Annotated in this window: 12 protein-coding genes; 8 read left to right on the forward strand and 4 right to left on the reverse strand. The window is 66.1% G+C overall.

Annotated elements, in window-relative coordinates; genetic code table 11:
- The first annotated feature begins 2 nt into the window (after window positions 1-2).
- From ACFDR6_RS34145 to ACFDR6_RS34155, 3 genes are all read left to right on the forward strand, one after another.
- Entirely contained in the window at window positions 3-458 is a 456-nt protein-coding gene (locus ACFDR6_RS34145; RefSeq protein WP_317242826.1) for a VOC family protein, read from the forward strand.
- 73 nt (window positions 459-531) lie between these two features.
- The gene (rnhB, locus tag ACFDR6_RS34150) at window positions 532-1392 is read left to right on the forward strand and encodes a ribonuclease HII (protein WP_375861044.1); all 861 of its coding nucleotides are present in this window, start codon (window positions 532-534) and stop codon (window positions 1390-1392) included.
- Window positions 1393-1533: 141 nt separating this feature from the next.
- Entirely contained in the window at window positions 1534-3042 is a 1509-nt protein-coding gene (locus ACFDR6_RS34155; protein ID WP_375861045.1) for a glycosyltransferase family 39 protein, read from the forward strand.
- A 130-nt stretch (window positions 3043-3172) separates the two neighbouring features.
- Here the strand turns inward: ACFDR6_RS34155 and ACFDR6_RS34160 are convergent, their stop codons facing one another.
- Entirely contained in the window at window positions 3173-3979 is an 807-nt protein-coding gene (locus ACFDR6_RS34160; protein ID WP_375861046.1) for a uracil-DNA glycosylase, read from the reverse strand.
- A gap of 135 nt (window positions 3980-4114) precedes the next feature.
- Here ACFDR6_RS34160 and ACFDR6_RS34165 point away from each other — a divergent pair, with 135 nt between their 5' ends.
- The 3 genes from ACFDR6_RS34165 to ACFDR6_RS34175 all read left to right on the forward strand — a co-directional run bounded on the left by ACFDR6_RS34165 (window position 4115) and on the right by ACFDR6_RS34175 (window position 8831).
- Window positions 4115-5776 carry an electron transfer flavoprotein-ubiquinone oxidoreductase gene (locus ACFDR6_RS34165; RefSeq protein ID WP_317242830.1) on the forward strand — a complete coding sequence of 554 codons (1662 nt, stop codon included), beginning with the start codon at window positions 4115-4117 and terminating at the stop codon, window positions 5774-5776.
- A gap of 289 nt (window positions 5777-6065) precedes the next feature.
- Window positions 6066-7862: a tetratricopeptide repeat protein gene (locus ACFDR6_RS34170; protein ID WP_375861047.1), complete on the forward strand. Its 1797-nt coding sequence runs from the start codon at window positions 6066-6068 to the stop codon at window positions 7860-7862.
- Window positions 7863-7946: 84 nt separating this feature from the next.
- Window positions 7947-8831 (forward strand): 4-(cytidine 5'-diphospho)-2-C-methyl-D-erythritol kinase, encoded by an 885-nt coding sequence (locus tag ACFDR6_RS34175; RefSeq protein ID WP_375861048.1) that lies wholly within the window; start codon window positions 7947-7949, stop codon window positions 8829-8831.
- A 148-nt stretch (window positions 8832-8979) separates the two neighbouring features.
- Here the strand turns inward: ACFDR6_RS34175 and ACFDR6_RS34180 are convergent, their stop codons facing one another.
- From ACFDR6_RS34180 to ACFDR6_RS34190, 3 genes are read right to left on the reverse strand one after another with little or no spacing between them, the layout of a single operon-like run.
- Window positions 8980-9855, reverse strand: a complete 876-nt coding sequence (locus ACFDR6_RS34180) for an alpha/beta fold hydrolase (RefSeq protein ID WP_375861049.1) — start codon at window positions 9853-9855, stop codon at window positions 8980-8982.
- Window positions 9848-10480 carry a LysE family translocator gene (locus ACFDR6_RS34185; RefSeq protein WP_375861050.1) on the reverse strand — a complete coding sequence of 211 codons (633 nt, stop codon included), beginning with the start codon at window positions 10478-10480 and terminating at the stop codon, window positions 9848-9850. Before ACFDR6_RS34185 ends, ACFDR6_RS34180 begins: the two co-directional genes overlap by 8 nt.
- 7 nt (window positions 10481-10487) lie before the next feature.
- Window positions 10488-11495: a polyprenyl synthetase family protein gene (locus tag ACFDR6_RS34190; protein WP_212089397.1), complete on the reverse strand. Its 1008-nt coding sequence runs from the start codon at window positions 11493-11495 to the stop codon at window positions 10488-10490.
- A gap of 133 nt (window positions 11496-11628) precedes the next feature.
- Here ACFDR6_RS34190 and ACFDR6_RS34195 point away from each other — a divergent pair, with 133 nt between their 5' ends.
- Together ACFDR6_RS34195 and ACFDR6_RS34200 are read left to right on the forward strand one after the other, a co-directional pair.
- Complete coding sequence (locus tag ACFDR6_RS34195) at window positions 11629-11856, forward strand: putative signal transducing protein (RefSeq protein ID WP_212089400.1); 228 nt, start codon at window positions 11629-11631, stop codon at window positions 11854-11856.
- A complete protein-coding gene (locus tag ACFDR6_RS34200) occupies window positions 11849-12613 on the forward strand; it encodes a tRNA1(Val) (adenine(37)-N6)-methyltransferase (RefSeq protein ID WP_212089402.1) in 765 nt (254 codons plus the stop codon). The genes ACFDR6_RS34195 and ACFDR6_RS34200 overlap by 8 nt, the downstream gene beginning before the upstream one ends.
- Window positions 12614-12776 lie beyond the last annotated feature (163 nt).

Consider the following 12776-nt stretch of genomic DNA (forward strand, 5'->3'; position numbering starts at 1 on the left):
GCATGAGTAAGGAAGTTCCGCCCCCGGTGCCCCGGCTCACCGTCGTCACCCTCGGCGTCAGCGACATCCGCGCCAGCATCGCCTTCTACGACGCGCTCGGTTTCTCGCGGCGGCTGAAGGCGACCGGCGAGGCCGTCGCCTTCTACGATACTGGTGGTCCGGTGATTGCCCTGTATCCCTGGGATCAGCTCGCTGCCGACGCGGCGTTGCCGGACCAGCCGAGGCCGTCGACCTTTCGTGGCATGACGCTCGCCTGGAACTGTCGGACGCGCGAGGAGGTCGATGCGGTGCTGGCTTTCGCCCTCGGCAAGGGGGCCAGCTTGCTGAAGGCCGCGCACGAGACCGATTACGGCGGCTATTCCGGCTATTTCACTGACCCCGACGGCCATCCCTGGGAGGTCGTGGTCGCGCCGGGCATCGATGTCGGCGAGGACCGGCGGGTGCATCTGGCGGAGTAGGGCGATCTGAATAACGGGAATTGTCCGGGGTTCCCGGTTGCGCTGGCCGGACCGCTTGCGCACGATCCCGGCCATGATTCGGGACAAGTCAGCCAAGAAGCCGGCCAAGGGCGCGCCAACGCAGGATGCCGCGAAGAAGGCAGCGCCTGCCCGGGCGGCCAAAGCCGCCGAGGCAAAGGCTTCGACGGGCAAGGGCGCGGGCAAGAAAGGCGTCATCGCGATTGCTCCGCCGAGCTTCCGCCGCGAGCGTGCGCTGATCAAGCGCGGCGTCTGGCCGGTCGCAGGCTGCGACGAAGCCGGGCGCGGACCGCTGGCAGGTCCTGTGGTGGCGGCCGCCGTCATTCTCGATCCGAACCGCATCCCGCGTGGTATCGACGATTCCAAGCGCCTGACGGCGGAGGAACGCGAAAAGCTGTTCGACAAGATCTGCGCCACCGCGCAGGTTTCGGTTGCCGTCGCCTCGCCCTCACGGATCGACCGCGACAACATCCTGCGCGCCTCGCTGTGGGCGCTGAAGCGTGCGGTGGTGGCGCTGCCGGAGACGCCCAGGCATGTCTTCGTCGATGGCCGCGACCGGCTCGACACGGAATGCGACTGCGAAGCCGTGATCGGCGGCGACGGCATCGTGTTGTCGATCGCCGCAGCGTCCATCGTCGCCAAGGTTACCCGTGACCGGCTGATGTGTGCACTGGCGCAGGACTGCCCAGGCTACGGCTTTGAGCAGCACAAGGGCTACGCCGTGCCGGAGCATCTCGACGCACTCGACCGTCTCGGCCCTTCGATCCACCACCGCACCTTCTTCGCTCCCGTAGCGGCGGCGCGTGCCAAGCACATGCCCTGGACGGTCGAGCCGGTGCGGGATCTGTTCTCGGTCACCGAGATCGCGGTGCAGGTGGAAGCGGCCGTCGAGATCGACGCACCGGCAAGTCTCTAGGTGCCTAACCCAGCCTCTCATTCGTCATGGGCGGGCATGACGGGCAGACCGAAGTTGCCACAGCGCGTCACGCCCCTTATCAAAGTAGCCGTCAGCGAATAGGGCCGGCTGGACGGGTTGGCTGCATCTGTCGGGCATTGCATGCGGTTTACCTCCCTGGTTATCGAGCTCATTCGCGCCCGGCCGCGGCTGATCGTCTGGATCGCCGTGCTGCTCCAGGCCGGGATGTGGCTGTTCGTGGCGCTGGTGTTCTACCGCAGCCCGCCGGGCGCCCTCGCGACGCTGCTGGCTTTCGGACGCGAATACCAGGTCGGCACTGACCTTGGTCCACCCTTGCCGCTTTGGCTCGCCGACATCGCCTATCGCGCGGCCGGCGGCCACATGTTCGGCGTCTATGTGCTGGCCCAGCTCTGCGAGATCGCGACCTTCATCGCGCTCTATCATCTCTCCCGCGCCGTGGTCGGCTCGCAGCAGGCGGTGCTCGCCGTGCTCTTGACCATGACCGTGCTTGCCTTCTCCTCGTCGGCGCTCGACTTCGGCCCGCTTATCCTGGCCAGGCCGCTCTGGGCGCTGCTGCTGCTGCATTCCTGGCAGATCATCGGCCAGCGCCGCGGCAATGCCTGGTTTGCCTGGTCCATCGAAGCCGGCCTCCTGTTGCTGACGACGCCCGCGGCGATCTTTCTGCTGTTGCTGCTCGTCGTGTTCGCGGTCTCGACCGCCGGCGGCCGCCGGACGCTGCGCGCACTCGATCCGTTGTTTGCGCTGATCGTCGTGGCGGTTCTGGCGCTGCCCTATGCGGTCTGGCTGATCCGGGCCGAGACGCTTGCGATGCCGGCTCTGCCGCAAATGACCGAGCTGAGTGCCCGCGCCCTGCACGCGGCCTGGCTGCTCGGCGGCCTCGTGCTCGGAGCTGCCGCGATCCCGGCGCTGACCTTCCTCAACACCGGCCTGTTCGCCACCAAGGGCGAGGAGCCGCCGATCATCTTTCGGCCGCCGGTCGCGCCGCTCGCGCGCAACTTCGTCTATTTCTTCGCGCTCGCCCCCATGCTGGGCGCAACGCTGATCTCCGGCCTGCTCGGGCTCGATACCGTCGTCGGTGGCGCCGGCGTCGTCCTGGTCATGTCCGGGCTTGCCGTGGTCGTCACCGCCGGCGATCTCATTGCCATGCGCCGCGCGCGGATGCTGCGCATGGTGTGGGCCGCGGCCGTCGTGGCGCCCGCGGTCGGCGTCGTGCTCGCCGTCCTTCTCCTGCCCTGGACGGGGACAAGCGAGATCGCGACCTCGATGCCGGCGCGTGCGATCTCGGATTTCTTCGACGAGAGCTTTGCCCGCCGCACCAACCATCGCCTGCGCGCTGTCGCCGGTGAGACCCAGCTTGCGAGCCTGATCACGCTGCATTCCGGCCGGCCGCATCTGTTCATCGACGCCGACCCCGCGCGGACGCCGTGGATGAATCAGGCCAAGTTCAGCGAGACCGGCGGCGTCGTGGTCTGGCGCGCCTCCGATACCGCCGGCACGCCGCCGCCCGACATCCTCAAGCGCTTTCCCGGCATCGTGCCGGAAGTGCCGCGCGCCTTCGAATGGCTGGTGACGGGTCGGCAGCAATTGCTGCGGATCGGCTGGGCCATCGTGCGGCCGAAGGGAACGTGAGAAAGCACGCGCGCTCTTTCCGTCGTCATTGCGAGGAGCCCTTGCGACGAAGCAATCCAGGATCTTTCCGCGGAGACAGTCTGGATTGCTTCGCTGCGCTCGCAATGACGGGGAGAGAGCGTTCCGTCCCTCACACCACCGCCAGCGCCTTCGCGATCGCGCGCAGATCCTGCCAGGCCAGCCTCTTGTACGACGGCGAGCGCAACAGATACGCCGGATGGAACGTCGGCAGCGCGCGGATGGTGCGCTGGCCCGTCTCGTAGTCGAACCAGCGCCCGCGGGTGCGCATGATGCCCTCGCGCGTTCCCAGCAATGTCTGCGTCGACGGGTTGCCGAGCGTCACCAGCACGTCGGGATTCACCAGCTCGATCTGGCGCTGGATGAAGGGCAGGCACACTTGCGTCTCCTGCGGCGTCGGCGTGCGGTTGCCGGGTGGCCGCCAGGGGATCACGTTGGCGATATAGGCGGTGCTGCGGTTGAGGCCGATCGCGCCGATCATGAGGTCGAGCAGCTTGCCGCTGCGCCCGACGAAGGGCAGTCCCTCGATGTCCTCGTCGCGCCCCGGGGCCTCGCCGACGAACATGATGCGCGCCTGCGGATTGCCGTCGGCGAACACCAGCCGCGTCGCCGTGTGCTTCAGCGCGCAGCCCTCGAAGCTTTGCATCAACTCGCGCAGCGCCTCCAGCGTCGGCGCGGTGCGCGCGGCCTCGCGCGCCGACGCGATCGCGACGTCGGGGGCGGGAGCGGTCTCGCCCCTCATGACCGCCGGCGCGGCCGGCCGCGGCGCCTCGACCGGCGGTGCGACGCGCGGGGCTGGCGGTGGGGCAGCCAATTCCGCCAGGCGGTCGATCGGGTCCTCCGCGAGCGCGCAATCGACCCCGGCCTCCAGATAGAAGGCGAGAAGCTCGCGGACGGTGGGTGCGGGTTCGGGTATCATGAGAAAGTCTGACTATTAGTTCAGTTTAAGGCGCCTTGCATCCCAGCGGAATGCATTTCCGTGGTTGTCCTCCCCGGAAAAATCGGAAACAAGAGGGCGCAAATGACCAAGGACCGTCTCAAGGGCTGAGATCAGATGAGCACCGAAGAACTTCCTCCGCGCGAATCCATGGAATTCGACGTCGTCATCGTCGGTGCCGGCCCCTCGGGCCTGTCCGCCGCGATCCGGCTGAAGCAGCTCAATGCCGATCTCAACGTCGTCGTCGTGGAGAAGGGCTCCGAGGTCGGCGCGCATATTCTCTCGGGTGCCGTGATCGATCCGGCCGGCCTCGACAAGCTGATCCCGGACTGGCGCGAGGATTCCGACTGCCCGCTGAAGACGCAGGTGAAGGACGACCGCTTCTATTGGATGACGGCCGGCGGCGCGATCAAGTTGCCGAACTTCATGATGCCGCCGCTGATGAACAATCATCACTGCTACATCGGCTCGCTCGGCAATGTCTGCCGCTGGCTGGCGCGAAAGGCCGAGGCGCTCGGCGTCGAGATCTATCCGGGCTTTGCCGCTGCCGAAGTGCTCTATGACGAGGAGGGCAGGGTCAGGGGCATCGCCACCGGCGATATGGGCATCGGCCGCGACGGCAAGCCGAAGGACTCCTTCACCCGCGGCATGGAATTGCTCGGCAAGTACACGCTGTTCGCCGAGGGCGCCCGCGGCAGCCTGACCAAGCAGCTCATCGCGAAGTTCGCGCTGGATGCCAAGAGCGAGCCGGCGAAGTTCGGCATCGGCCTCAAGGAAGTCTGGCAGATCGATCCGGCGAAGCATCAAAAGGGGTTGATCCAGCATTCCTTCGGCTGGCCGCTCGACATGAAGACCGGCGGCGGCTCCTTCCTCTATCACTACGACGACAATCTCGTCGCCGTCGGCTTCGTCGTGCATCTGAACTACGACGATCCCTATCTGTCGCCGTTCGACGAGTTCCAACGCTTCAAGACCCATGCCTCGATCCGCGGCACCTTCGAGGGCGCCAAGCGGCTCGCTTACGGTGCGCGCGCCATCACCGAAGGCGGTTATCAGTCGGTGCCGAAGCTCAGCTTCCCCGGCGGCGCGCTGATCGGCTGCGCGGCCGGCTTCGTCAACGTGCCGCGCATCAAGGGCGTGCACAATGCGATGGGCACCGGCATGCTCGCAGCCGAGCACGTCGCGGCAGCGCTCGCCGCCGATCGCGCCAATGACGAATTGGTCGAGTACGAGAACGCCTGGCGCTCGTCATCCGTTGGCAAGGACCTGTTCCTGGTGCGCAACGTCAAGCCGCTGTGGTCGAAGTTCGGCACCGTGCTCGGTGTCGCGCTCGGTGGCCTCGACATGTGGTGCAACACGCTGTTCGGCGCCTCGCCGTTCGGGACCCAGTCGCATGCCAAGCCCGATCGCGCCACGCTCGATCCGGCCAGGCAGCATGCCCCGAAAAACTACCCGAAGCCGGACGGCAAGATCTCGTTCGACAAGCTGTCCTCGGTGTTCCTGTCCAACACCAATCACGAGGAGGACCAGCCGGTCCATCTCAAGGTCACGGACATGAACCTGCAGAAGACTTCCGAGCACGACGTGTTCGCCGGTCCTTCGAATCGCTATTGCCCGGCCGGCGTCTATGAGTGGGTCGAGGAGGGATCGAGCCCGCGTTTCCAAATCAACGCGCAGAACTGCGTCCACTGCAAAACCTGCGACGTGAAGGATCCCAACGGTAACATCACCTGGGTCCCTCCGGAGGGCGGCGGCGGCCCGAACTACGAGGCGATGTAGGCCTGACGCCAAAGGTGATCGGGCGCACGTTCGCGTGAGGAGGGGGCCGCGACCACCGGTCGCGGCCACGATAAGGCCATAGTAGCGGCGTCTTGGGGCTGCTCCGGACCGGTGACCTGGCCGATTTGGGCCGTGCGGAGGGGATCGTCCGGCCCGAATCCTTGCGGCGAAGCGCCAAAAGCGGCATTGTTGGCCCGACGGTTCCGGGTCCCGATGCCACCGGCCGCGTTCGCATGCGAAACGGCCTTCTGCTGCAAACCCAGGCACTACCAACTCAAGGCGAGCCCTGATGTTTTCAAATCGTTTCAACCGCTGGACCGTTGCCGCCATCGCCCTCATGGGCACAGCGATCGCGACCGTCCCGGGCAGCGTCTCGGCGCAGACGCCGGATCACCCGGAGAACACGGCGGCGCAGTTTCCGACCCGAAACGATCTGAAGTCGCTCACGGGTGCCGGCAGCTATCTCGCTGCCCGCCACGCCAGCGTCGAGCGCGATGCCGCCTCCGCCGCCGCGTTCTACCGCTCGGCGCTGCGCACCGATCCGAAGAACAACGAGCTGCTCGACCGCGCCTTCATCTCGTCGGTCGCCGACGGCGACATCGAGGAGGCGGTCAAGCTCGCCGAGCGCGTCCTCGCCATCGACAAGACCAACCGCGTCGCGCGTCTCGTCGTCGGCGTGCATGACCTCAAGGTGAAGAAATACGCGGCCGCGCAGACCAACATCAACCAGTCGATCCGCGGTCCGATTACCGATCTCGTCGCCACGCTGCTGTCGGGTTGGGCTGCCTACGGTGCGGGCGACGCCAAGGGCGGTGTCGCCACCATCGACAAGCTGGCGGGTCCCGAATGGTATCCGCTGTTCAAGGACCTTCATGCCGGCATGATCCTCGAGCTCTCCGGCAAGGAGAAGGACGCCGGCACCCGCTTCGAGCGCGCCTACAAGCTCGATGATTCCATGCTGCGCGTGACCGAGGCCTATGCGCGCTGGCTGTCGCGCAACAAGGAATCCGCTGCAGCGACCACCGTCTATCAGGCCTTCGACAAGAAGCTCGCCCGCCATCCGCTAATTCAGGAAGGCCTGCGCGAGACCAAAGCCGGCAAGAAAATGCCGCCGCTGGTCGATTCCGCCCAGGCGGGCGCCGCCGAAGCGCTCTACGGTATCGGCGCCACGCTGACCCGCCGCGGCGGCGAGGATCTGGCGCTGGTCTATCTCCAGCTGTCGCTCTACCTCCAGCCGACGCATCCGCTGGCGCTGCTTTCGCTCGCCGATCTCTACGAATCGGTGAAGCGGCCGCAGATGGCGATCAAGGTGTACGAGCGTGTGCCGTCGAGCTCGCCGCTCAAGCGCAACGCGCAGATCCAGCTCGCCATTGATCTGGATTCCGCCGACCGCACCGACGAGGCGATCAAGATCCTCAAGGGCGTCACCACGGAGGATGCCAAGGACCTCGAAGCCATCATGGCGCTCGGCAACATCCAGCGCGGCCGCAAGAAGTTCGGCGACTGCGGCGCGACCTATTCGCAAGGCATCGACGTGCTGCCGGCCGGCAACGACAAGGCCAACAGCGTCTGGTATTATTATCGCGGCATCTGCGAGGAGCGCTCCAAGCAGTGGGCCAAGGCCGAGGCCGACATGAAGAAGGCGCTCGAGCTGCAGCCCGACCAGCCCCACGTCCTCAACTATCTCGGCTATTCCTGGATCGACCAGGGCGTGAACCTCAGCGAAGGCATGAAGATGATCAAGCGCGCCGTCGAGCAGCGTCCCGACGACGGCTACATCGTCGATTCCCTCGGCTGGGCCTATTACCGCATCGGCAATTACGAGGAAGCGGTGAAGAATCTCGAGCGAGCGATCGACCTCAAACCCGAGGATCCCACCATCAACGATCACCTTGGCGACGCCTATTGGCGCGTCGGCCGCACGCTGGAGGCCAAATTCCAGTGGTCGCACGCCCGGGATCTCAAGCCGGAGCCGGAAGAGCTGCCGAAGATCGAGGCCAAGATTGCGAACGGGCTGACCGACGACAATTCGAACTCTTCGGCTGCGCAGGCGGAAAAGAAGAAGGACGACGGCAGGGGCGGCTAGGCCGTCGCATGATCCGGAAAAGTGTGTGGCGGTTTTCCGACTAGATCATGCGCGACAAACAAGTGAAGTTGGGGGCGTTCGCCGATGCCGGCGTTGATTGAAGAAGGACGGGCGAAGGTCAATCTCAGCCTTCGCGTCGTCGGCCGTCGTGCCGATGGCTATCATGATCTCGAAAGCGTGGTCGCGTTCGCCGACTGCGCCGACCGGCTCACGCTGGAGCCAGGCGGCGAGCTGAAGCTCGCCACCACAGGGCCGCTGGCCGCGGCCTGCGGCGATACCGCCGACAATCTCGTGCTCAAGGCTGCCAAGCTTCTGGCCGAGGCGGTGCCCGGCCTGAAGCTGGGCGCCTTCGCACTCGACAAGGTACTGCCGGTTGCTGCCGGCATTGGCGGCGGCTCGGCCGACGCCGCGGCGGCGCTGCGGCTGCTTGCCCGTCTCAACGATCTGTCGCTCGATGATCCCCGACTGCAAAAGGTCGCGCTCGCGACCGGCGCCGATGTGCCGGTGTGCCTCGTCTCGCGCGCCTGCGACATGACCGGCGTCGGCGAGCAGCTGCTGCCGCTCGCGCTGCCGAGCATGCCTTGCGTGATGGTCAATCCGCGCGTGCCCGTCGCCACCAAGGACGTGTTCCAGGCGCTGGGCCTGCGCAACGGCGAACTGCTGGTCGGCGTGACCGACGTCATCCGCGCTCCGGCCTGGCCGGACGAGGGGGCCACCATCACCGATTGGGTCGACGTGCTCGAAACCGTGGCCAACGATCTCGAAGCACCTGCGCTGCGTATCCAACCTGTCATCGGCGACGTGCTGGAAGCCCTGCGCTCTTCCGCCGGCGTCAAGCTCGCCCGCATGTCCGGCTCGGGCGCGACGTGCTTTGCGATCTATGGCTCGGCCGCCGATGCGCACGCCGCCGCCGAAAAGATCCGGCGCGATCACTCCGGCTGGTGGGTGCACGCGGGGACCTTGAGCTAATCCAGCGCTTCGTCAAAGACGCTGCCGTAGGGTGGGCAAAGCGACTTGTCCCGCCGCAGCTCGAAGAGCGAAGGCGGAAGCGTGCCCACCACTTCCAAGAACGTGGGCACGGCGCTGTCGTGCCTTTGCCTACCCTACGGTAGTTGAGCTAGCCGTCGTCCTCAGCCAGTCCCAAAAACTTCCGGATCTCGCCCAACACCTCCTGCGGCTTGTCGTGCTGCAGCCAGTGCCCGGCGCCGGCGATGGTCTCGACGCGCGCTTGCGGGAAATAACGCTCCAGGCCCGCGGCCCTGGCCCCGGCGAGAAAACTTTCACCGGCATTGAGCAACAGCGTCGGGCAGGCGATGCGCGCCCACAGCGCGACGTGATCGTCGGGCCAGAGCCGGTGCGGCGCCGAGGCGCGCTGATAGGGATCGAACTTCCAGCTATAGGTGCCATCCTCATTCTGCCTCGCGCCGTGCGTGGCGAGATGCAGCGCGAGGTTGCGGGACAGACGCTTGTTGTGAAGGACCATCTGCGCCGCCGCGTTCTCGAGGGTCGCGTAGCGGCGGGGTGTACGGTCATGCAGCTTGTCGAGCTGGCCGACCCATTTGCTGATGCGCTCGTGCGTCGGGGCCTTCGGCGTATCCGGCAACATGGTCACGCCGTCGAGCACGACCAGCTTCGAGACCTTTTCTGGGAATGATCCTGAAAAGATCAGGCTCACCATGCCGCCCATCGAGTGCCCGACGAGAGTCACCTGAGGCGCTGCGACAACGCGGATGAGCTGGGCGAGATCGTAGACATATTCGGTCAGCGCGTAGCTGCCGCCCCTGGTCCATTCGGAATCGCCGTGGCCGCGCAGATCTGGCGCGAGCACGCGGAAATGCGGCTGCAACGACCGGGCAATGACGTCCCAGCTCCGGCAGTGATCGCGGCCGCCATGGACCAGAATGAGAGGCGGCGCGCTCTCATTGCCCCAATCGGCGTAATGCAGCCGCAGGCCGTGCGATTCATAGAAGCGGTCCTGCGGGGCGCTATCCATTCGCCGGCCGCCGCGCCAATGCCAGCGAGAGGCCGAGTCCTGCGATGAAGACGCCGGAGCCCTGCGTGAGCCGCCGCATCAGATGCGGACGTCCAACCAGCTGAGTGCGCGTCGCGGAGGCCATCAGCACCACGGCGATATCGGCGAGCGTGTTCAACGCCACCGAGATCGCACCCAACATGATGAATTGCAGCGTGATGTTCGATCCCGTGGGATCGAGGAACTGCGGAATGAAGGCGAGGAAGAACGCGGCCGTCTTCGGGTTCAGCGCCTCGACGAGCACGCCGTCGCGAAACGCGCGCTTGTCGCCGACAGGTTCGTTGTCGAAGGACAGCGTGCGGCTGGCGCCGCGAAACGTCTTGATGCCAAGCCAGACCAGATAGAGCGCGCCGACGAACTTCACCGCGGCAAACAGCTCGGCGCTGGCAAGGATGATCGCGGAGATGCCGAGGCTGCCCGCCAGCACATGAACCAGCCCGCCCAGCGCTGTGCCGGCGGTCGAGGCGAAACCGCTGGCACGTCCTTCGGACAGGGTCCGCGCCGCGACGTAGAAGATGCCCGGGCCGGGAATAGCGGCAATCAGCAGGGCTGCGGCCAGGAACAGCCAGAAGTTCGTTTCGCTCATATTTCGCCTAATGCGACCGCGCCAGGCAGAACGCCACGACCTGCTCCAGCGCGCCCTTCATCGGCGAGGAGGGGAACAGCGCCAGCGCGTCGACTGCCATGGCGCCGTAGTGCTGGGCGCGGCTCAGCGTGTCCTCGAGCGCGCGGTGCTTGTTCATCAGGCCAATGGCGTGGTCGAGGTCGGAATCGCCGATCTCGCCACGCTCCAGCGCGCGGATCCAGAACGCTCGCTCGGTGTCGTTGCCGCGGCGGAAGGCGAGCACGACGGGCAGGGTGATCTTGCCCTCGCGGAAATCGTCGCCGGTGTTCTTGCCGAGCTTGGCGCTCTTGCCGCCATAGTCGAGCACGTCGTCGACGAGCTGGAAGGCGATGCCGAGATTCATGCCGACCGAGCGGCAGGCGGTCTGCTCGGCCTTCGGGCGATTGGCGATGACGGGCCCGACCTCGCAGGCGGCGGCGAACAGTTCGGCGGTCTTGCCGCGGATCACGGCGAGATATTCGTCCTCGGTGGTCGCTGTGTTCTTGGCGGCGGCAAGCTGCATCACCTCGCCTTCGGCGATGGTGGCGGCGGCCGCGGAGAGGATGTCGAGCGCACGGAGCGAGCCGACCTCGACCATCATGCGAAAGGCCTGGCCGAGCAGGAAGTCCCCGACCAGCACGCTCGCCTCGTTGCCCCAGAGCATGCGCGCCGACAGCTTGCCGCGGCGCATCTCGCTCTCGTCGACGACGTCGTCATGGAGCAGGGTGGCCGTGTGCATGAACTCGACCGAGGCGGCGAGCTTGATATGGCCGTCGCCGGTGTAGCCGGCGAGGCTGGCCATGGCGAGCGTCAGCATCGGCCGCAGGCGCTTGCCTCCGGAGGAGATCAGATGGTTGGCCACTTCCGGGATCATGGTCACGTCCGAACCGGTCCGCGACAGGATCGTGGCGTTGACGCGCTCCATATCAGGGGCGACAAGGGCAACCAGCTCTTCGATCGACGCGCCGGGAGTTTCGAAAGGTACGATGACGGCCACGCCGGTCTCCAATATTTGCCCCGGAAGGGCTATTCTGATGGAAAGACAATAGAAACTGGCGGCGGATGCGGCAAGTGCCGCGGAACCATTGACATTTGCCGCTTTTAGCTACTTCGGGCAGGAGATCTCTCGTTTGCGTGAACTGGTTCGGACCAACGATATGGTGCTGGTGTCGGCGATCGGCGCGCTGCTCGACGGCGCCAACATCCATCATCTGGTGCTGGACCAGAACATGAGCATCATCGAGGGCTCGCTCGGCATTTTGCCGCGGCGGATCCTGGTTCATGAGGATGATGCCCAGGAGGCGCGGGCGCTCCTCACCGACGCCGGCCTTGGTCACGAACTGCGCGGCGATGAGTGAGGCCGCAAATATGACCGAGGACGCCTTTCTCGGAGGGCGCCTGCGGCTGAGGCAGAAGCGGTCCGGTCATCGCGCCGGGCATGATGCCATCCTGCTTGCGGCGGCGACCGACGCCCGGGCAGAGGACCGCGTGGTTGATTTCGGCGCCGGTATCGGCACGGCCGGACTGGCGCTGGCGCGGCGCATTCCCGGTGTCAGGCTCACCCTGGTCGAGATCGATCCGGAGCTGGCCGGGCTCGCGCGCGACAACGCAGCGGCGAATGCGATTGCCGCCGAGACGATCGTGCTCGACGTCACTGCTGGCGCCGAGGCCTTTGCGGCGAACGGGTTGTCGCCCGACAGCGTCGACGTGGTGTTGATGAATCCGCCCTTCAACGATCCGGCTCGACACCGCGGCTCGCCGGATCAGGCGCGTCACACCGCGCATATGGCGACGGAGGAAACCCTGCATGCGTGGGTGCATGCCGCACGGCGGATTCTCCGATCGAATGGTGTGCTGACATTGATCTGGCGTGCAGACGGCATCACGGAGGTGCTGGCGGCGCTGTCGCGCGGCTTCGGCGGACTCTCGATCCTGCCGGTTCACGGCGAGGCGGGACGGCCCGCGATCCGCGTGCTGGTGCGGGCAGTCAAAGGCGGCCGGGCCCCGACGCGGTTGCTGCCGGGGCTTGTGCTCAACGACGAGTCACGCGTGCCTAAGAACGAGACGACGGAAATTCTGGAGGGGAGAGCGGCCTTGCCGCTGGTGGATCCGTGAAAGCTTACTGCGGAAGCGATTCCGACTGTTGCTCGTGCGGAGACGTCAGGCGGATCGCCATGAACAGCGCACCGATCAGCAACATCAGCAGATAGATTTTCATGGTGTTCTCCACTGCCTCATTGCAGCCTCCCAACCGGAAATCTGCAAAACACGTTCCAGG

The sequence above is a fragment of the Bradyrhizobium tunisiense genome, from assembly GCF_042263385.1.
In the GTDB taxonomy this organism is placed as follows: domain Bacteria; phylum Pseudomonadota; class Alphaproteobacteria; order Rhizobiales; family Xanthobacteraceae; genus Bradyrhizobium; species Bradyrhizobium tunisiense.

Bases quoted from the DNA above. Each gene is read 5' to 3' on its own strand.
- ACFDR6_RS34145 (WP_317242826.1), top strand. From the start codon at position 3: ATGAGTAAGGAAGTTCCGCCCCCGGTGCCCCGGCTCACCGTCGTCACC.
- rnhB (WP_375861044.1), top strand. From the start codon at position 532: ATGATTCGGGACAAGTCAGCCAAGAAGCCGGCCAAGGGCGCGCCAACG.
- ACFDR6_RS34155 (WP_375861045.1), top strand. From the start codon at position 1,534: ATGCGGTTTACCTCCCTGGTTATCGAGCTCATTCGCGCCCGGCCGCGG.
- ACFDR6_RS34160 (WP_375861046.1), bottom strand. From the start codon at position 3,979: ATGATACCCGAACCCGCACCCACCGTCCGCGAGCTTCTCGCCTTCTAT.
- ACFDR6_RS34165 (WP_317242830.1), top strand. From the start codon at position 4,115: ATGAGCACCGAAGAACTTCCTCCGCGCGAATCCATGGAATTCGACGTC.
- ACFDR6_RS34170 (WP_375861047.1), top strand. From the start codon at position 6,066: ATGTTTTCAAATCGTTTCAACCGCTGGACCGTTGCCGCCATCGCCCTC.
- ACFDR6_RS34175 (WP_375861048.1), top strand. From the start codon at position 7,947: ATGCCGGCGTTGATTGAAGAAGGACGGGCGAAGGTCAATCTCAGCCTT.
- ACFDR6_RS34180 (WP_375861049.1), bottom strand. From the start codon at position 9,855: ATGGATAGCGCCCCGCAGGACCGCTTCTATGAATCGCACGGCCTGCGG.
- ACFDR6_RS34185 (WP_375861050.1), bottom strand. From the start codon at position 10,480: ATGAGCGAAACGAACTTCTGGCTGTTCCTGGCCGCAGCCCTGCTGATT.
- ACFDR6_RS34200 (WP_212089402.1), top strand. From the start codon at position 11,849: ATGAGTGAGGCCGCAAATATGACCGAGGACGCCTTTCTCGGAGGGCGC.